Genomic DNA, 19762 nt, shown 5'->3' on the forward strand with positions numbered 1-19762 from the left:
CTCTTAATTCGTAATTCTTATGCCTCTAGTTTAGCAATGGTACTCTGTAACTCTTGGGCGATTTGGATGAGTTTTTCGGGAGTGTTGGTTTCTAGGTAAACGCGCACTAGTGGTTCTGTACCGGAAGGACGCAGTAAAACCCAGCTACCTTCTTCTAAATAGAGCTTAATACCGTCTTTACGCCCCACTTCCTTGACTTTAATTCCTGCTACCTCTGTAGGCGGATTTTTAGTAAAAGAGTCGATGACGGCGGTTTTGTGCGCTTCTGTGAGGTGTAAGTCTAGGCGGTTATTGTAAAGTGGGCCATCGGCTTCGGCGATCGCTTCTTTGACAAGTTGACTCAAAGGTTTGCCTTCATAGGCGATCGCTTCTGCCACGAGCATATCGGCTAATACTCCGTCTTTTTCGGGAATATGCCCAATAATACTCAAACCGCCTGATTCTTCTCCACCAATTAATACAGCAGTTTCGCGCATTTTTTCGCCGATGTATTTAAAACCTACTGGTGTTTCATAAATTTGCAGTCCATTTTTAGCAGCGAAATTATCCAGCAGGTGGGTTGTAGCCACAGTGCGAACTATCGCGCCAGTTTTACCTTTGTTTTTGATTAAATGACCTGCTAGAACTAACAGTACAGTATTGGGAGTGAGGACGGTTCCTTGTTCATCAACGATACCAAAGCGATCGCCATCTCCATCAGTCGCCAAACCCAAATCAGCGCGATCGCGAACTACTGCTTCTACTAACTCAACTAATTGTTCTCCTTTGGGTTCTGGCATTCCACCGCCAAATAAAACATCCCGCCAATCGTGGAAACTTTCTAACTGAACCCCACTAAGTTGCAAAACTTCATCTAAATAGCCGCGAGAGGTAGAATACAGAGCATCGTACTTTACCTTTAAATTAGCGCTTTTGATCTTTTCTATATCAAGTAGAGTGTAGATAAATTGCAGATAATCTGGTTTCGGATCGAAAATTGAAATTGAACCTGATGGGCTGTTCCCAGGCAACTCATCCGATGCACTTTCTATATTTGCCACAATAGTATCAGTAATCTCTGGAGTGGCAGGCCCAGCATAATCGGGTATATATTTAATTCCACAGTAGGGTGCTGGATTATGGCTAGCAGTAAACATCAACGCCCCAGCCGAATTTAGGTGACGGGCGTTGTAGGCAATTACTGGTGTGGGGCAATCTCGATCAGTAATTTTGACAGTCCAACCCAAGTCTGCCAGTACTTTAGCTGCTGTTTGGGCAAACTCGTCAGCTAAAAAGCGAGTATCGTAGGCAATAAGTACTGGTCTGGCTTTCGTGTAGGCTGTTTCTAGATAAGTGGCGATCGCCCTTGTTACTTTCCGCACATTAGGGAAAGTAAAGTCATCGGCAATAATCCCTCGCCATCCATCAGTGCCAAATTTTATCTTGCTGGACATTTTTGCGACTTGCTCCCGTACATTATCCCGTACATTATTAGTACTATAAAAGCTTGGCGCAAAGCCTGTGTAGCAGCAAGTATCCCCGGAAGTTCTTTTCTAAGCAAGCCTTAGCTGAAACTTCTTCCCACCATATTTTTTCTCACTGTTTCTGAGCAATGTCAACCCCCGATCGACCTTTTGCCAGTTATCACCTTTGGTCTCTAGTTGCCCCAGCGATCGGGCAAGAACGCTGGCATTGCCAGATGAGACGGGGGTTTATCAAAGCGCGGCAACACGAACCACAAGTCAAAGCGCTTTTAGCGCAAGCCACCGCACCCCAGCGAATTGGCATACTTGCCCAAAAAGGCATTTATGAGTTTCATCATCACAGGCATCTGTTAAAGCAATCAGATGGTGTGGAAAGAGTTGCACAGCTACTTAAATTAGCTAACTCCAGCGAGCAAGTCCAGCAACGCGTGCTGCAAATTTTGAAAAAATATCACGATGCTCCGTTGCTTTTGGATAAAGATATTATCCAATTAACTCCGGGTGATGAAGGCTTCCCTAAAGCGATTTTAATTGAACAAGAAGATTATTGCTTTCGCTTATATGCGGCTATGGATTGCGTTTTCATTGAATCTGATAGCACTTTACATATTTTAGATTTCAAAACTGGTAAATCGGCTTTTGACCGACGACAGGCATTAGTTTATTTGTTAGCTGCTCGTTATCTTTACCCTGGACGAAAAGCTGTTGCATCATTTTATAATTTGGAAATATCTAAAAAATCTGAGTTAATTAGTATTAATAATAGTGAGTTAGAATCCTTAAAATTTGAGTTAGCTAATGTTGCTCACAAGCACCAGCACGATTTGCAAAAATATCAGGATGAAACTAGTAATTTCAGTAAAATTTTCCCTCCCAACCCTGGCTCTCACTGCCGCTTTTGTCCATTTAACTCCATCTGTGAGTTTGCCGATTTTAAGCAGCATCAATCATCTCCACTGCCCAGTTTAAGAGTTAATAGCTAGTGGGGAGTGGGGAGTGGGGAGTGGGGAAAATAACTAATGCATTTTGCCTCGTGCCTCGTTCCCAGTCGGAGACTGGGAATGCATTCCGAGAGGCTCCGCCTCAAGACTTGCGGCAGAGCCGCAATGAGACGCATTTCCAGCCAGAGGCTGGAAACGAGGTTTTAAAAGGGTTTTGGCTTAAGTTGACACCAATGGCTTTTCGTCCCACCCCACAAGATGGATAATTTATTTCTTGGAAGTCCCCGAGTCTTTTAGCTTCGTCGATGAACCTTAGAGCTTTGTGAATGCACCTTAGAGCTTTGTGAATCAGTGAATATTATTGCAAGGTTAGGGATGCCTACGTCAAGTACTGCGTCCTACGCACCCAGCTAATTTAAACATTACAGCCCTTTCTACGCAGATAGAACACATTAATCTAGCCCCATTCCCCATAACCTGCGATACACTAATCTGGTAAATATTGCTACAGAGTTGGTGAGGTTTGCTGATGACAAACGAAGAACTGTTGCAAATTATTGAAAAAGCTGCCAGGGAAAAGGCAACGCATCTATCCCTCAATAACAATCAACTAAGCAGCCTGCCGCCAGAAATCAGCCAACTCTCAAACTTGACATGGTTATCCCTCTATAACAATCAACTCAGCAGCCTGCCACCAGAAATCAGCCAACTCTCAAACTTGATATCGCTACGCCTCGATCACAACCGACTTAGCAGCCTGCCGCCAGAAATCAGCCAACTCTCCAACTTGATATCGCTAGACCTCAATAACAATCGACTCAGCAACCTGCCGCCAGAAATCAGCCAACTCTCTAACTTGAAATGGCTATCCCTCTTTAACAATCAACTCAGCAGCCTGCCGTCAGAATTCAGCCAACTCTCCAAATTGACTGAGCTATACCTGAATCACAACCGACTTAGCAGCCTGCCGCCAGAATTCAGCCAACTCTCAAACTTGACAACGCTAGCCCTGAATCACAATCAACTCAGCAGCCTGCCGCCAGAATTCAGCCAATTTTCCAACTTGACATGGCTATCCCTGAATCACAATCAACTCAGTAGCTTACCACCAGAATTCAGCCAATTCTCCAACTTGATAACGCTACACCTCTCTGATAATCAACTCAGCAGTCTGCCACCAGAATTCAGCCAATTCTCCACCTTGACATGGCTATCCTTGAATCACAATCAATTCATTAGCCTGCCGCCAGAAATCTGCCAACTCTCAAACTTGACTGAGCTATCCCTGAATCACAATCAACTTAGCAGCCTGCCGCCAGAAATCAGCCAACTCTCCAACTTGGTTGAGCTAGACCTCTCTAACAATCAACTCAGTAGCTTGCCCCCAGAAATTAGCCAACTCTCAAACTTGACTGAGCTATACCTCGATAACAATCAACTTAGCAGCCTACCGCCAGAAATCAGCCAACTCTCCAACTTGACAACACTATCTCTCTCTGACAATCCACAATTAAGTTCGCCACCGCCTGAAATTGTCAAGCAGGGAACGGAGGCAATTTTGACCTATCTTCGAGCCAGGTTAGAAGCTAAAGGATAATATCTTTCTAAGCTGCTAGTAGTTGGTGAAGGAGGTGTAGGTAAAACATCCTTATTAAATGGCTCGTAACAGCACTATTGCAGAGATTATAAAGGTATATTTGACTAGAATTAAGGTATTATAGCGATTATTGTTTGAATACCATCTACGGTAGGGGTTTACAAAAGTGCGCCTCTACCAGGGACACGCCAGTTTAGCTATAAGTTAACGCCGTGTGCAACTTTCTTTCAAACCTAACCTCGAACCCCTTCTCTACCAGCGTTGGGGAGGAAGAATCAAAGCCTCTCGGACTGTGGGCTACGGTGTACACACAAGTCTATTGAGACGCAATTGACGCTTTCTCGAATAGCCCAAAGAAACCTCACCCTGGTTCTGCTACGCAAAACCTGTCCCTCTCTTTAGTAAGGAGAGGGATGTCTGATAGGACTCTTTGAGGTTTTGGAGGACTTTTGGGTAATCGGATAACTTGTGTGTACACCGTAGCTTCCTGTGGGGAAGAGGAATAAGTTGCACATCGCGTAAGTTAATATCTACCGTTTTACTGGTATTAGAAAAATGAGGTTTACAGACTGGGCGACTAGGGTGCTACTAATCTCGCTGATGTTCATGGCTTTAATTGTAGTGCTGCTAATTGGACGAGCAACAAAATTACAACATAATCCGACAATATCCCATACATCATATCCACAGGTTACAGCCTGGAGTCAATATCCACAGGCGCAATTCCAATCAGCGAAATACCCAGAAAAGAAATCTCAAGTTGTTATCAAGTCCCCAGTTAAGACTAACAAGGCTGTAGCAAGATACGTAACTACTCAAGCTTTTGCACGTTACAGACCTAATTATCAAGTTGCTTCGGTTGATGCAAGTAACTATGGAGAACGGTACGCCCAAGATGTTAACGGCGTTCCTGTCAACAATCAACCAATTATCGTCCTCCATGAAACTGGTTATTCTGCTTCCAGTGCCGTTAATTTCTTTCAAGTAGCCCATAATGATGAAAATGTGCAAGCAAGTTACCACGCTTTAATCAAGTTAGACGGAACGGTGGTTTATCTAGTACCGCCAGAGAAGCGGGCTTTTGGTGCAGCTAACTCAGTATTTGAGAGTTCAGAGGGAGTGGAAACTGTGCAGACTAATCCACATTTGCCTCCGTCTGTGAATAATTTTGCTTATCACGTTTCTTTGGAGACACCGCCAGATAGTTATGACAGTAGCAGCCAACAAACTCATAGCGGTTACACGGAGGCTCAATATCATTCTCTTGCTTGGTTAATTGCTCAAAGTCAAGTCAGAGACGATCGCATCACTACCCACCATCTCGTAGACCGTTCTGGTAAAAAAGTTGACCCGATTAATTTTGATGGTAATAAATTTCTGAACTTACTTAATACTTATCGTCAGGTCAGACCAATCTATAGGGTGAGTAATTAACAACCCCCTTCGGGGCGGGAGTAGGGAGTGGGGAGTGGGGAGTAGGGAGTGGGGAACAAAAGAGAAAACTAGAGATAGAAAACTTGGTTTTAAGCCTCGCCGGATGTGAAGCGAAAAAATCCCTATTTTCCAAGGTAGGTTGAAACCCCGCCCGATGTTAAGCGGCTTAGTTTCCCCACTCCCCACTCAAAATTCAAGGGAGTTAACGAAGCTATTTGGTAAAGCTATAAATTTGCTGCTTTTCCAGGCGATCGCTAATCGATGAAGGCAGTGTACCATCCGGGAATGTCTGTCGATCTAGTTGGACTTGTAAATTACTCAAAGGATCGCAACCAGAAGAAATCAGAAATTCTAGTTTCTGGATGTAAGGCAAAGTTGCGAGGTTGTCTAGAATTTGGAAGATAGCCTGTATATAAGGATGACCACTTTGGCTATACCAATCACAGCTAGCAACTTTTGGCTGATCAAAACCCAAGTGTACTGTCAAAGATGGCTCGTCAAATATAGCGATCGCTAAGGGACGCGCTTCTTCCTGCAATAATAAATCATTAGTTCTCGCTAAATGCCGCAGTTTCTCTAACCGTTCATAACGTTCTGTCACAGCTTCCGGGTCATCTTGCCAGTGGATTGCTACTGTCACCAGATAAGTCTGTAACAGCATATGACCGAGCTTTTTCGCCTTTGTCGCCAGGTAATAGGAATTGTAGTCGGTTGCCTCAATCAATAACGGTAAGCGATCGACTACTTCCAACCCATAGCCCTTGACTCCAGCAATTTTACGGGGATTATTCGTAATCAGGCGAATCTTTTTGATGCCCAAGTCCATGAGCATTTGTGCCCCCATGCCGTAGTCTCGCAAGTCGGCGGGAAATCCCAAGCGCTCATTTGCCTCGACTGTATCCAGTCCCATATCCTGCAATGAGTAGGCTTTCAGCTTGTTAATTAAGCCGATTCCCCGCCCTTCTTGGCGCAGGTATACAACTACACCTTGACCAGCAGCCTCAATCATTTTCAGTGCGGCTTCTAACTGCATCCGACAGTCGCAACGCAAAGAACCCAAAGCATCACCAGTTAAGCATTCTGAGTGCATCCGCACCATCACAGGCTCATCTTTGAAGTTAGCTGGATCGCCCTTGACAATTGCAACGTGTTCTGTATTATCCAGAGTATGGCGGTAGGCGTAAATTTCAAACTGACCGAATTGACTAGGCAGCTTGGTAATCACCTCACGATACACTAGGCGATCGTGCTGTAGGCGATAACTGATTAAATCCGCAATACTAATAATTTTTAAATTGTGACGTTTAGCATATTCAAATAACTGCTGCAACCGCGCCATTGAACCATCAGAGTTTTGAATTTCACAAATTACCCCGGCTGGGTATAGCCCTGCGAGTCGAGATAAGTCCACAGCCGCTTCTGTATGTCCGGCGCGTTTGAGTACGCCTCCTTCCTTAGCCCGAATCGGGAAAATGTGACCAGGACGACGTAAATCAGTAGGTTTTGTGGCTGGGTTGAGAGTAACCTGGATAGTGCGGGCGCGGTCTTCTGCTGAGATGCCTGTGCTAACGCCCAATTCTGGCCCGGCATCAATACTAACAGTGAAGGCAGTTTGGTTAGTATCTGTAATGTTGCTGACCATCAAGGGTAAGTCTAGCTCGTCTAGGCGATCGCCTGTCATTGCCAAACAAATTAGCCCTCTAGCTTCCACCGCCATAAAATTAATCATGTCGGGTGTGGCAAATTGGGCGGCACAGATTAAGTCGCCTTCATTTTCCCTATTTTCATCATCTACCACTACAATGACACGACCAGATTTTAGGTCTGCTAAAGCGGCATCAATCGAATCAAATTTAAAAGCTTGGGTAGTATTAGGCTGTGACACAGAAAGATTTCCAGCTACCAACGTAAATTTTTTTTACAATTTCTTCTTTTAGATTGTAGCTCCTTTATAAGGCAGAGAAGTAGACTAGCAATGATTTGATAAGTGGCAAAAATTTTTGCGATTAAAATTGGGTTTAGTAAAAGAGTGCAACGACAATCAAGGATGAACACGACAAGGGAGACAACAAAGACAAGGGAGGCAAATAAAATATTTGATAATTTCGCTGCGTCACTCCTTCCTGGCGTTTGAAAAAAGTAGAGGGGTTTGAGCTGTTTTGTACGCTGCGCGTCTGGTCGCTGATATTGTTGATAGCTGAGAACGAATTCACCATTCATGGGATAAGGATTTCAGATCATGGGCAAATTTAGACGCGTACCCGTTGGGATTGTTGGCGCGTCGGGCTATGGCGGAGTACAGTTAGTACGGCTACTGATGGATCATCCAGAAGTCGAACTGGTTTATTTAGGCGGTGAGAGCAGTATCGGAAAATCCTTTGGGGATCTGTACCCGCATCTGGCTCATGCAACTAACCTGCTAATAGAGGCGGTAGAACCAGAAATAATTGCTCATCGCTGTGAAGTAGTTTTCCTGTCTTTACCAAATGGTCTGGCTTGCCAAATCGTGCCCAAACTATTAGAAAAAGGATGTAAAGTACTAGATTTGAGTGCAGATTATCGGTTCAGTAATTTGACAACTTATACAAATTGGTATGGTACACAGAGAAGCGATCGCACTATTGCAGCTACAGCAGTTTATGGATTACCAGAACTTTATCGCGATCGCATTGCCGAAGCTCAACTCATTGGCTGTCCTGGTTCCTATCCCACTGCTAGTCTCCTTGCACTTTCGCCACTCTTAAAGCAAGGTTTAATCGTACCAGAAACAGCTATTATTGATGCCAAGTCTGGTACATCTAGCAGTGGACGCCAACCTCAAACTAACTTATTACTAGCTGAAGCAGACAACTCCATAGCAGCTTACAATGTCGGCCGTCACCGTCATACCCCAGAAATTGAGCAAATTTGCAGTGACCTAGCTGGCCACGAACTCATGATCCAATTTACACCCCACCTTATCCCAATGGTGCGCGGTATTTTGGCAACGGTATATGCCAAAATGAGCGATCCTGGTCTAGTGCGAGATGACTTAATCACAATTTTCTCAGCCTTCTACCGCAACTCTCCTTGGGTGAGAGTCTGCGGTAGCGGCATTTACCCCCAAACCAAGTGGGCAAGCGGCAGCAATCTTTGTTACATCGGTGTAGAAGTTGACCCGCGCACAGGTCGCGTGATTGTCATGTCAGCAATTGACAATCTAATTAAAGGACAGGCGGGACAAGCTATTCAGTGCCTAAACCTGATGATGGGCTGGGATGAAACCTTGGGGTTGCCCAAGTTGGGGTTTTATCCCTAAATCAGTTAGGAGTGAAAATCAGTTAGGAGTTAGGAGTGATGAGTGATTAGTTATGAATTAAAAACTCCTAACTCCTAACTCTCAACTCCTAACTCTATTTAGGCCCTAAACCCACAGCACCAGCATAAACGGCGCGATCGCCTAGTTCATCTTCAATTCGCAGCAAGCGATTATATTTTGCTACGCGTTCGCTACGACACAGAGAACCTGTTTTGATTTGACCGGCACGGGTTGCTACGGCTAAATCAGCGATGGTTGTGTCTTCTGTTTCACCAGAACGATGGCTAATTACTGAACGGATACTGTTGCGAGTTGCTAAATCAATCGTTTCCAAGGTTTCGGTGAGAGAACCAATTTGATTGAGTTTAATTAAAATGGCATTAGCAGCTTTTTCCTGGATGCCTCTTTGCAAGCGGGTAGCATTAGTTACAAATAAGTCATCTCCCACCAATTGCACCCGTGAACCTAACTTCTGGGTCAGCAATTGCCAACTTTGCCAATCTTCTTCATGCAAGCCATCCTCAATTGATACAATTGGATATTGATCAACCAATTGAGCAAGGTAATCAATAAACACCGTAGGAGCGTGAGGTTTACCATCATAGACATACTGCCCATTCTTGTAAAACTCACTAGCCGCCACATCCAACGCCAAAGCTACTTCTTCTCCTGGCTTATAACCAGCTTTCTCAATGGCAGCAACCAGCAATTCCAAAGCCACCTGATTAGACTCTAGGTTAGGGGCAAAACCGCCTTCATCGCCAACACCAGTGAGCAAACCCTTTTCATCCAATACCTGACTGAGGGTGGCAAACACCTCTGCACCCCAGCGCAATGCTTCCCGGAAGGAAGTTGCGCCAATTGGGACAATCATAAACTCTTGAAAATCCACGTTATTTGAGGCGTGTGCCCCACCGTTAATCACGTTCATTAACGGCACTGGGAGCAAATTCGCTAAAGGGCCACCCAAATAGCGATACAGAGGAATTTCTAAAGATTCAGCACCAGCTTTGGCTGCTGCTAGGGAAACCCCCAAAATCGCATTAGCCCCCAAATTGGATTTGTTAGGAGAACCATCTATAGCGATCATTGTCCGGTCTAGCAGTTCTTGGTTGAGGGCATCCAAGCCTAACAATTGGGGTGCAAGTGCTTCTTTGACGTTTTGTACTGCCTTGAGTACTCCTTTGCCCCCATAACGGCTTTTATCGCCATCACGCAGTTCGTGGGCTTCAAAAGTGCCAGTAGAGGCACCACTGGGAACTTGCGCTAGTCCGACAACACCGTTGGCTAAATGTACTTCGGCTTCAATTGTCGGTCTACCGCGTGAATCAAGAATTTCACGGGCTGCGATCGCCTCAATGGCAGTATCTAGAAATTTACTCATCTGTACTTTATCCTTTATTCGAGTGTGTTACGCATAAGTCCAGTTGCCTAACCCAATCGTTAGCATAGGTGGTTAAGAGGCTTTCTCGGCTGAGATTAAAGAAGATTTTCATTATATCGATGGGGATCAATGCCAAGAATGGGTAATTGTTTATCCTCTCCTTTACCTTGATCGCATTTTTACCTTCAGACTTTGAGCTAGGTAAAATAATATTTGCAGAGAATAACACTAAATCAATTACAGAGAAAAGGTCAATATGCGATTACTACACACAATGCTGCGGGTGGGCAACCTTGAAGAGTCCTTAAAGTTCTACTGTCAAGTTCTGGGAATGAAATTACTGCGCCGAAAAGATTTTCCATCGGGAGAATTTACCCTGGCTTTTGTCGGCTATGGTGACGAAAGCGACAACTCGGTGATCGAACTAACTTACAATTGGGGTGTGGAAAAATACGAATTGGGTAATGCTTATGGTCACATTGCCCTTGGCGTTGATGATATTTACGCTACGTGTGAAGAAATCCGCAATCAGGGCGGCAAAGTTGTGCGCGAACCAGGCCCGATGAAACATGGTTCGACAGTAATTGCTTTTGTAGAAGATCCAGATGGGTATAAAATTGAACTGATTCAACTGGGAACTCAAGGGTCAGCAGTCAAACAGGAATCACAAGAGCAACTTGTAAGTCAGTAATTGTTATAAGGGATTTCCAAAAAAATTATCCGTTAGGGTGAAATGTCACTTCCTAAATCGCTGGATTTAGATCCCCGACTTCTTGAAGAAGGCGGGGATATGGGCAGCAAGGTTTGCTTAGGGACTTCCAAATAAAAAAATATTCAATTATTTCTTGGAGTTCCCTTAAGAGCGATCGCAAAATTCCCACTGATGTCTTGAAAAGTTCAGCTAGATACGGGGAGATTGATTATTCCGGCATACTGGCATCTCATGCAGGTAAACCCAGATGTGTGAGACTTTTCGCTTTTTGCCTCCCCTTTTTAGGCTGTTTTGGGGATCTCCTCTGCGTAAATTTTATTAGTATTATCCTGATACTGTCGTTGATGAACAACACTCAATATGGTTCGGTTAAGAAGATGCACAGTCTAAACCCCCTTAGTTCCCCGATAAATTGGGGGAAATAGAGCGATTGTGAGCAAGCCTTATGAAGGGGGGTTGGAGGGATCGAGTCTTATGCGAACCGTATTGGAACAACACTAATAGCGTCACCTAACAGCCCGCGAACGTCAACGCTCCAATAGCACCATTTGGCAAAGTCCGCTCAGAACAGTATTTTCGTTTTAAATTAGAAAATAGCTAGTCGATTAAACTATCACCAATTACCAATCCCAAATTGCCACCGGAGATACACGCGGATATACGCCCAGAATGTTTGGATAATTGGAGATTAGGGAGTAGGGACTAATTCTGTTCCTAATCCCCAATACCCAATCCCTAAACTAAAAATCCAAATTCCAAAATTTTAAACATGCAACCTACAGATCCGAATAAATTTACTGATAAAGCCTGGGAAGCGATTGTTAAATCTCAGGATATAGTCCGTGCTTATCAACAACAGCAACTAGATGTTGAACATTTAATTATTGCCCTGTTAGAAGAACCCACTAGTCTAGCAATACGTATCCTGGCTCGATCTGAGGTCGATCCAATCCGGTTCCAACAGCAGTTAGAAGCTTTTACCCAACGTCAGCCGAAAGTTGGTAAAAGCGATCAGCTTTATCTTAGCCGCAGTTTAGATGTTTTACTAGACCGAGCTGAGGAAGCTAGAACTAGGATGAAAGATTCCTACATTTCTGTGGAACACATGCTCTTGGCATTTGCCGAAGACGATCGCATTGGACGAAAGATACTCAAAGGCTTTAGTGCGGATGCAGCTAAACTAGAAGCTGCGATCAAAACCATTCGCGGTAGCCAAAAGGTGACAGATCAAACCCCAGAATCCCGCTATGAAGCCTTACAAAAATTTGGTAGAGATTTGACAGAACAGGCAAAAGCTGGAAAACTCGATCCGGTGATTGGACGGGATGACGAAATTCGGCGGGTAATTCAAGTCTTGTCTCGTCGTAGCAAAAATAACCCCGTCTTAATTGGTGAACCTGGGGTAGGTAAAACAGCGATCGCTGAAGCTTTGGCACAGCGAATGGTAAACGGTGACGTTCCCGAATCTCTGAAAAACCGCAAGTTGATCTCCTTAGATATTGGTAGTTTGATTGCTGGGGCAAAATTACGAGGTGAATTTGAAGAACGCCTAAAAGCAGTTCTCAAGGAAGTTACAGAATCTAACGGTGACATTGTGCTGTTTATTGACGAATTGCATACCGTAGTCGGTACAGGTTCCAATCAACAAGGGGCAATGGATGCCGGAAATCTGCTCAAACCAATGCTGGCGCGGGGAGAACTGCGTTGTATTGGTGCCACTACCCTCGACGAGTTCCGCAAACACATTGAGAAAGATGCCGCCCTAGAACGCCGCTTTCAACAAGTATTTGTCGATCAGCCAAGTGTGGAAAATACTATTTCCATTCTGCGGGGATTGAAAGAACGTTATGAAGTTCATCACAACGTCAAAATTTCTGATTCGGCTTTGGTAGCAGCAGCAACTCTGTCAGCGCGTTACATTAGCGATCGCTTTTTGCCAGATAAAGCCATTGATTTGGTGGATGAGGCAGCAGCACAGTTGAAAATGGAGATTACCTCCAAACCAGCAGAATTGGAAACCATTGATCGCCGCCTGATGCAGTTAGAAATGGAAAAGCTGTCATTAGCTGGCGAAGAAAAGAGTACTCCTCAAACTAGAGAACGTTTAGAGCGCATTGAGCAAGAAATTGCCAATCTAACGGAAAAGCAGCAAATATTTAATGAACAATGGCAAGGTGAAAAGCAGATATTGGAGGCGATCAGCGCCTTAAAGAAAGAAGAAGATGCGCTGCGAGTGCAAATTGAACAGGCGGAACGTGCTTATGATCTCAATAAAGCTGCCCAATTAAAGTATGGCAAATTGGAGGGAGTGCAGCACGAGCGCGAAGCCAAAGAAGCGAGCCTTTTAGAAATTCAAAACCAAGGTTCCACGTTGCTGCGAGAACAAGTCACCGAAGCCGATATTGCGGAAATCGTCGCCAAATGGACAGGAATTCCCGTCAATCGCCTATTGGAATCAGAACGGCAAAAATTGCTGCAACTAGAAAGTCATTTACATCAACGAGTCATTGGGCAAGATGAGGCTGTAGAAGCAGTAGCAGCCGCAATTCGTCGCGCCCGTGCGGGAATGAAAGATCCCTCTCGTCCCATTGGTTCATTTTTGTTCATGGGCCCCACAGGCGTGGGCAAAACCGAACTCGCGCGTGCTTTAGCTCAGTTTCTCTTTGATTCTGATGATGCCTTGGTGCGCTTGGATATGTCTGAGTATATGGAAAAACACTCAGTTTCTCGCTTAGTGGGAGCGCCTCCAGGATACGTAGGCTATGAAGAAGGCGGTCAACTTTCCGAGGCAGTTCGCCGCCGTCCTTACTCAGTGGTGCTGTTGGATGAAGTCGAAAAGGCGCACCCCGATGTGTTCAATATTTTATTGCAGGTGTTAGATGATGGGAGAATTACTGACTCTCAGGGGAGAACGGTAGATTTTCGCAACAGCGTTATTGTGATGACCAGTAACATTGGTAGCGAACATATCTTGGATGTATCTGGTGATGATTCCGAGTATGAAACGATGCGGAAGCGAGTAATGGAAAACTTGCGATCGCATTTCCGCCCGGAATTTCTCAACCGCGTCGATGATATTATTCTCTTCCATACCTTAAATCGCACGGAAATGCGGCATATCATCCGTATTCAACTCAAGCGGGTAGAAAATCTCCTGCGTGAGCAAAAAATCTTCTTTGAGATATCCCAAGCAGCTTGCGATCACCTAGTCGAATCAGGCTATGACCCAGTTTACGGTGCCCGCCCACTCAAACGGGCAATTCAGCGAGAAGTAGAAAACCCCCTCGCCACCAAGTTATTGGAAAATACTTTTATCTCTGGAGACACGATTATCATTGATAAAAATGAAAACGGTCTGTCTTTTAGCAAAAAAGCGCTGGTGAAGGTGTCAGTACCACAGATTGCTACATAGTCTGAGAAGGCGATTAGAAATCGCGGCTACACAGATAAAACCCACCTGCGTGGGTTTATTTTTTTTAGTCCGCGTAATGCTTTGCAGAAGCCGCAGGCTAGGCTGACTTCACTTGTGTAGTAGTGAATTATTTCGCCACATACTTTTCAGCAGTGATCGCTTTTAATTTAAACTACTTAAAATTGAGGTCTTATATACAAATTTCATACTTGTTGGTATATGGGATTGTGACCTCCAGGGATTTGGCAAGACGATCCAATGGAATAGCGATTGCTCCTAGTTCAAAGGGACACAATATTAAACTTAGGGATTTGGTAAGCAAAAATGACGTAAGACAACCAGCCAATCAATGGTCATATTGAAGAGTAGTTGGATTATTACTCTAAAAGCGAATTTAAAATAAAATTCTAAGTTGTGTAAAAAGTGTGTAAATTCTAACGTTTGCTCTATGTATTTAGTTTTTTTATTGCAATAATAATATAAGCATAAAACTAGAGAAGCCATTTGCAGCAATGTCAATGCCTTCTACTAGCTGAATTGCTGCTAATTTTTTTACCTGTATGAAAGGTAACAATAAATATGGAAGATAACGGAGCATTAGGGGCAGGTGCTGTAGGTGCTGCCGCAGGTGCGGTAGCTTGTACAGCCGGGACAATTGGTGCAGTTTCAGTCTCCGGTAGTGTTGCGGGTTTGAGTGCAGCAGGAATAACTTCTGGTTTAGCTGCGATCGGAGGGGGAACAATGGTAGGAGGCATTGTTGTTGCCGCCGCCGCACCAGTTGCAGCCGCAGCAGCAGTAGGTTGTGGTGCTTACTGGCTTTGGAGAAGGCTTATGGATTAAAAGGCTCAACAATATATCAACTACTAAAATCAAAAGGATGGCTTTTACCATCCTTTTAACTAGCTTTAATTATTTTTTAAATTTTGCAATCATATGTTGTAAATAGGTACTAATCACGCTAAGTTTTGCGCTATAGGCAGCAGCCAAAGAATTGTTAGATAAAAATTTAGGTGATGACGTTGCTAAAGGTCAGTTATCATGCTTTAGCTTCTTTTTTGATAGTACGCGAGTATGCCCATAACGCTACAATTGAAGAAATAAAAGTGAACCATGCTAGCCAAATAAAATGAAGCAAGTGGTACTGGTCACACTCAGGTGCTTTTCCCAAGCACAGTATTAGCTGGATGTAATGATAAATAGGAGAGTGAGCAGCGATATTATCTCCTACCAACGCTGCTATGTCTAGTTTGCCAGGTATTGCAAATACACTTGCTATAACTTTCAACATAGGTCTTGCAAAAACAGGAATTGCGAGAGTAAGTGAACACATTAAAGCTGCTATCTGAATAGTTTTGGGTTTTTCTAGGAAGTAACCTAATGCTAATCCTAAAAATAAATATGGAATGCTTCCCAATATTAAACCCATTGATAATGAAGGAAAAATAGATGGGGAAAGTACATTGCAAATAAGTGTTGTAACTAGCATTGTTAATACAAGCAAAGAAGTGATTAACAAAGATGCAATTACTTTTGCAGATAGATAAATAATTGGGGGTAGCGGAAGAATCTTCAGAAGTTTTACCAAGATTTCATTTTGGCGTTCCTCCGCAATAATATTCCCAGTGCTATTAGCCGCAGTCATTGCTAGATAGAAAGAGTAAGCATTAGCTATCGTGGATAAATTGCTAGAATCTTCACTGCTTCCCATCTTAGCGGCAAAAGAAATGCAAATTGCCCACAAAACACTGGCTATGAATGTAAGCAATATGTATTTTTGGTCAGATTGGAAGGTCTGTTGAATATTAAAGCATACGTGTTTGAAAAGCAGGTAAATCCAGTGAGATATGCCTACTTTGTTAAAAGAAATCAAGTCTAACTTATCTGTTCCAGACATTTCAGGAGATGATACATTATTTTCAGTGGCTTCATTTATTCTTCCATTTTTCAATAGAAGAGTTCTCGTTGGGTGAAAAAAAGTGTCTGCATCGGGATCTTGGCTAACAAGTAGGACTGTGTTCCCTCGCTCGACGAAATTCTTGATTTGATCTCTGAATATTGTTCGTCTAGACTTTTTCTCTTCTCTATCTTGTGCATCAAGACCCGTCGTCGGCTCATCCAGAATTAAAAGCTTAGGAGAAACAGCTTGTGCAAAGGCAATGAAGAGAAGTTTCTCTTCTCCAACAGAAAGAAGACATTTCTTATTCTTATCTCTTAAAGGATGAAAATCAAAATCTTTGAAAATAGATGTTACTCTGCCCTGTGCTTCAGGATAATGACTTTCAATCAAATCAATTAAACTACCTAATTGAGCATTCCTGATTGGAGAGTTAAGTTTTTGTAGTATCACTCCCGTAAGAAATCTTGATTTAAGCTCACCAGGAGGATACCCCCAAACTGTTACTTCTCCACTATCAGGTTCTCTGATACCTAAAATAAAATCAATCAGAGTAGATTTACCTTCACCATTTTCACCCTTTAAATATACTAGCTCTCCCTGTCTGACTGTAAGCTGTATATCTTGCAAGGGATGGTTCATACCATCTCTAACATAGTTGATATTTTGCAATTCAATTACATTCATGTTGTACTTTACTCTGTAGTGAATTTTAATGGTTGGATAATTTGAGCTAGCTGTTGCGACCCGCAACCAAAAAGCCCCGACTCGCAAACAGCTAGATTAATACAAAGTTTTCAGAGCGAAATAAGTTCCAGTGCCAATTAAAGATCCTATAGCCAAGACTAATTCGATTGGAAGACCAACAATTCCCAATGCCATCAGTGCCGCCATTGCAGCAGTTGATGTTACTCCAGCAACAATTGCTGCTCCTAATGGTTTGACAGTTATTTTTATTGGCTTGGACGGTGAAGTCGGATCTTCTAGGGAATCTTCTGTCATATCAAATGTCTGAGCCTTATCTGTAACTTGTTCTGGAGCTTGAGAACAATTAACAGTAGCAATACAAAAATTTACTTCAATGTACTGGCTTTTTAAACCAATGAATAGAAACGTGGTAATAAGTAAAAAAGTAACCAATGAAGCGGCAACTATCCACTTTGTAAGTGACTGATCAGAAATTGTTTTCAAGTTTGAATTTTGGCTCTGCATAATTAATACCTCCAGTTATAGTTATTAAAAAATCATCAAGATTTGCCACTCACACTATATCTGACATCCTGAAACACTTGTCGCAGTTTCTAGTGAAACAGTCATCGCACCATAAGCAGCAACTGCTCCAACAGGCCCGCCGAATAAGAATCCCAATACACTAGCAGCACCTCCTATCAAGTTATTCCGAACATGCTTGCCCGTACAGTTTGACTTGTTATTTTCGGAAAATGGGTTCTTTGAAATATCAGGTAGTGAAGGAAGTGTGGGTGGAAATATTTCTACATCGGGAGGTTGTGTAATCCCTAATTTTTTACGGCACTCCTCTTTGATATCTGGAGGTACAGTCGGATTATCGTGGTATAAGGACTCCAGAACTTTTCTATCATTAGAGGAGGCTAATTTTTCTATGAGCTTCCGTGAAATATTGGGCTTCTCAGCTAGCGTTCTTTGAAAACCAATCTTGGAGTCGTCCCAAATAATAGCGTTTTCTCCTACTCTTTCTAGGACTGAAGTATATGCAGATGGATGGTTGATTACATACGACAAAACCCTGGAATCTATTGAGTTCGCCAATTTTTTTAGTATGTCTTCAGGAATGTTTTTATTGCTAGCAAGTTTCCTCTGAATTTCGATAAGGCTGGCAACAGGGTTATTATATATTTCTCTTAAAACACTCGAAGAAGCTTGTTTGAGTCTTGCTATTTCCCACAAAATTTCTGGTTCTTTTGAATTTGCCAATTTTTGTAATACATCTTCAGGAGTTCGAGGATTTTCAACCAGAAGTTTTTGAAGTTTTTTTGCATCTGCATGAGGATTGTTAGCTACTTTCCTAAGAAGTTCAGGAGTAGCATCTAATCGCTTAGAAATATTTTCAAGTATGTCCACATCTTCGGATTTTACGAACGCATCTAAAACATCTATAGGCGTGTTGGGATTAAACCCTAGCGCACTTTGAAGTTTCTTGAAATTGCCAGCAACCTTTGGGCTATCAAGGGAAGAAGTCAAAGCTCTTAGTACGCTTTCATCGGATTCAGGATTTGATGCTAAATTCAATAAGACGTTTCCATGCGTTCTGCGATCCTTGATAATTTCGAGCCTAGTCTCCTGACTTTGACAAAATTTAGGTAAATTTCCTCCAGTTATCATTGGGTAACAAGAAAACTGTACCAAGCCAGTCAGTACAAATAAAATTGCTGTTAAGCAAATAAAGGAAATCCATAGCGATTTCCTAGAAAACTGCATACCATAAGAAGTTTTTACATCGAGCATATTTTATTTTGATAGAAATAATAAAAAGGCATTGTTTAATCCCCTTTAATATTTAATAGTGATAGTCAACTTGAGGAATATATTACTTGTATTATTAATTAAAAATTTTACTTATACCTTAGTATTTATACTAAGTAAGCTATCAAATCTAAGTTAGAACCTAATCTATTGGCTCACCAGTCCCAATCAAAAGACTCAAACTTTTTGGGGTTTTGAGACATTTTCCTGACAGTTATTATTCTCCTAAATAGTGATTACTCCGTGAAACCCTGACGCTTTTTCACCCCAATTAAATAAACCTGACGAATCACGCCTAAAAAAATGGTATTTTTCTTTGACTGATAAGCTGGGCTTAATTCATCCGCGATAAATCGGGCGCAAAAAATTGTATTTTACTGTTTGTAGTTAGACGATGAGATCACCTGCGGGTAAGGGTTCAAAGGGGTTAAAGGCATTGTAGAGGTTTGCAAGTAAGTCAGAACTATTAACCATAGGTAAAAAATATTGCAATGTTGCCCATAATAATGGAGATTATAGACAAATGATTTTGGATCTGACAACAGATTTTTCATTACCGAAAGATAAATTTGATGCGATCGTCCTGTTTCAAGTGCTGGAACACTTACCTTACCCTGAGTCAGAACAAGCCCTGAAAAAACTTGGCATTGCAACAAAGAAATTTTTGGTGATTTCGATTCCCTATTGCACCAATACTTAGCATTTGAGATCAAAACCTCTTTCTCAGGCAGACCAAGGCATTTATTACTCAATGTGCCAAAATTTTGGAGTACAAAGCAAGTCTGTGACGAACACTACTGGGAAATGAGTTTGAAAGGATATCCCAAAAAGCGGATTTTAAACTCTGTTGCCAAAGCTGGGTTAACTGTCAAGCAAGAATTTATCGATCCCACTTATCCATACCACTATTTTTTGGTGTTGGAAAAAAATTCCAGCAATACTTAGACAGCAGTCTCAACTAGTACGTCACGGCGTAAATAGAACAACCATTCAAAATCCCTAAAAAGCCCATTCCATAATACTTTTGACTTCCGCCTTGCGGTACTAGGCTAATAGTCTTGCGTTAAAAATCGGGAGTAGGGAAATCCGAATCAAAAAATGGGGGCAAACAATGCTCAAAAAACG

The 19762-nt window shown here is 42.7% G+C and carries 16 protein-coding genes; 10 read left to right on the forward strand and 6 right to left on the reverse strand.

Translation table 11 applies throughout. The annotated features are described in order from the left end of the window. Positions 1–17 precede the first annotated feature (17 nt). Positions 18–1433, reverse strand: coding sequence for a phosphoglucomutase/phosphomannomutase family protein (locus HWQ23_RS16315; protein WP_292829970.1), 1416 nt, complete (start codon positions 1431–1433; stop codon positions 18–20). A 158-nt stretch (positions 1434–1591) separates the two neighbouring features. Between HWQ23_RS16315 and HWQ23_RS16320 the strand changes: the two genes are divergently transcribed. The 4 genes from HWQ23_RS16320 (at position 1592) to HWQ23_RS16335 (ending at position 5435) form a co-directional block, all read left to right on the forward strand. Next, the gene (locus tag HWQ23_RS16320; RefSeq protein ID WP_292829972.1) at positions 1592–2446 is read left to right on the forward strand and encodes a PD-(D/E)XK nuclease family protein; all 855 of its coding nucleotides are present in this window, start codon (positions 1592–1594) and stop codon (positions 2444–2446) included. 20 nt (positions 2447–2466) lie between these two features. Then, positions 2467–2670, forward strand: coding sequence for a hypothetical protein (locus HWQ23_RS16325; protein ID WP_292829974.1), 204 nt, complete (start codon positions 2467–2469; stop codon positions 2668–2670). 263 nt (positions 2671–2933) lie between these two features. Further along, positions 2934–4001 carry a leucine-rich repeat domain-containing protein gene (locus HWQ23_RS16330; RefSeq protein ID WP_292829976.1) on the forward strand — a complete coding sequence of 356 codons (1068 nt, stop codon included), beginning with the start codon at positions 2934–2936 and terminating at the stop codon, positions 3999–4001. A gap of 555 nt (positions 4002–4556) precedes the next feature. Beyond that, positions 4557–5435: an N-acetylmuramoyl-L-alanine amidase gene (locus HWQ23_RS16335; protein ID WP_292829978.1), complete on the forward strand. Its 879-nt coding sequence runs from the start codon at positions 4557–4559 to the stop codon at positions 5433–5435. 211 nt (positions 5436–5646) lie between these two features. Here HWQ23_RS16335 and ribBA read toward each other — a convergent pair whose 3' ends face one another. Further along, complete coding sequence (gene ribBA, locus HWQ23_RS16340) at positions 5647–7320, reverse strand: bifunctional 3,4-dihydroxy-2-butanone-4-phosphate synthase/GTP cyclohydrolase II (RefSeq protein WP_292829980.1); 1674 nt, start codon at positions 7318–7320, stop codon at positions 5647–5649. Between the two features lie 354 nt (positions 7321–7674). Here ribBA and argC point away from each other — a divergent pair, with 354 nt between their 5' ends. Next, a complete protein-coding gene (gene argC / locus HWQ23_RS16345; RefSeq protein ID WP_292829982.1) occupies positions 7675–8733 on the forward strand; it encodes an N-acetyl-gamma-glutamyl-phosphate reductase in 1059 nt (352 codons plus the stop codon). Positions 8734–8827: 94 nt separating this feature from the next. Here argC and eno read toward each other — a convergent pair whose 3' ends face one another. Continuing rightward, positions 8828–10117, reverse strand: coding sequence for a phosphopyruvate hydratase (eno, locus tag HWQ23_RS16350; protein WP_292829984.1), 1290 nt, complete (start codon positions 10115–10117; stop codon positions 8828–8830). Positions 10118–10373: 256 nt separating this feature from the next. Here eno and gloA point away from each other — a divergent pair, with 256 nt between their 5' ends. The 3 genes from gloA to HWQ23_RS16365 all read left to right on the forward strand — a co-directional run bounded on the left by gloA (position 10374) and on the right by HWQ23_RS16365 (position 15081). After that, complete coding sequence (gene gloA / locus HWQ23_RS16355) at positions 10374–10808, forward strand: lactoylglutathione lyase (RefSeq protein WP_292829986.1); 435 nt, start codon at positions 10374–10376, stop codon at positions 10806–10808. 790 nt (positions 10809–11598) lie between these two features. Beyond that, on the forward strand, positions 11599–14241 hold the full coding sequence (gene clpB, locus HWQ23_RS16360; RefSeq protein ID WP_292829988.1) for an ATP-dependent chaperone ClpB: 2643 nt from the start codon (positions 11599–11601) through the stop codon (positions 14239–14241). A 579-nt stretch (positions 14242–14820) separates the two neighbouring features. Next, positions 14821–15081, forward strand: a complete 261-nt coding sequence (locus tag HWQ23_RS16365) for a hypothetical protein (RefSeq protein WP_292829990.1) — start codon at positions 14821–14823, stop codon at positions 15079–15081. A 196-nt stretch (positions 15082–15277) separates the two neighbouring features. Here HWQ23_RS16365 and HWQ23_RS16370 read toward each other — a convergent pair whose 3' ends face one another. From HWQ23_RS16370 to HWQ23_RS16380, 3 genes are all read right to left on the reverse strand, one after another. Next, on the reverse strand, positions 15278–16822 hold the full coding sequence (locus tag HWQ23_RS16370) for an ATP-binding cassette domain-containing protein (protein WP_292829992.1): 1545 nt from the start codon (positions 16820–16822) through the stop codon (positions 15278–15280). A gap of 96 nt (positions 16823–16918) precedes the next feature. Continuing rightward, positions 16919–17347: a hypothetical protein gene (locus HWQ23_RS16375; protein WP_292829994.1), complete on the reverse strand. Its 429-nt coding sequence runs from the start codon at positions 17345–17347 to the stop codon at positions 16919–16921. A 54-nt stretch (positions 17348–17401) separates the two neighbouring features. Further along, entirely contained in the window at positions 17402–18619 is a 1218-nt protein-coding gene (locus HWQ23_RS16380; RefSeq protein WP_292829996.1) for a hypothetical protein, read from the reverse strand. A gap of 541 nt (positions 18620–19160) precedes the next feature. Here HWQ23_RS16380 and HWQ23_RS16385 point away from each other — a divergent pair. Together HWQ23_RS16385 and HWQ23_RS16390 are read left to right on the forward strand one after the other, a co-directional pair. Further along, a complete protein-coding gene (locus HWQ23_RS16385) occupies positions 19161–19337 on the forward strand; it encodes a methyltransferase domain-containing protein (RefSeq protein WP_292829998.1) in 177 nt (58 codons plus the stop codon). Between the two features lie 53 nt (positions 19338–19390). Continuing rightward, a complete protein-coding gene (locus HWQ23_RS16390; RefSeq protein ID WP_292830000.1) occupies positions 19391–19582 on the forward strand; it encodes a hypothetical protein in 192 nt (63 codons plus the stop codon). Positions 19583–19762: the final 180 nt, after the last annotated feature.

Origin of the sequence: Nostoc sp. JL33, assembly GCF_017114985.1 — a bacterium.
Classification (GTDB): domain Bacteria; phylum Cyanobacteriota; class Cyanobacteriia; order Cyanobacteriales; family Nostocaceae; genus Nostoc.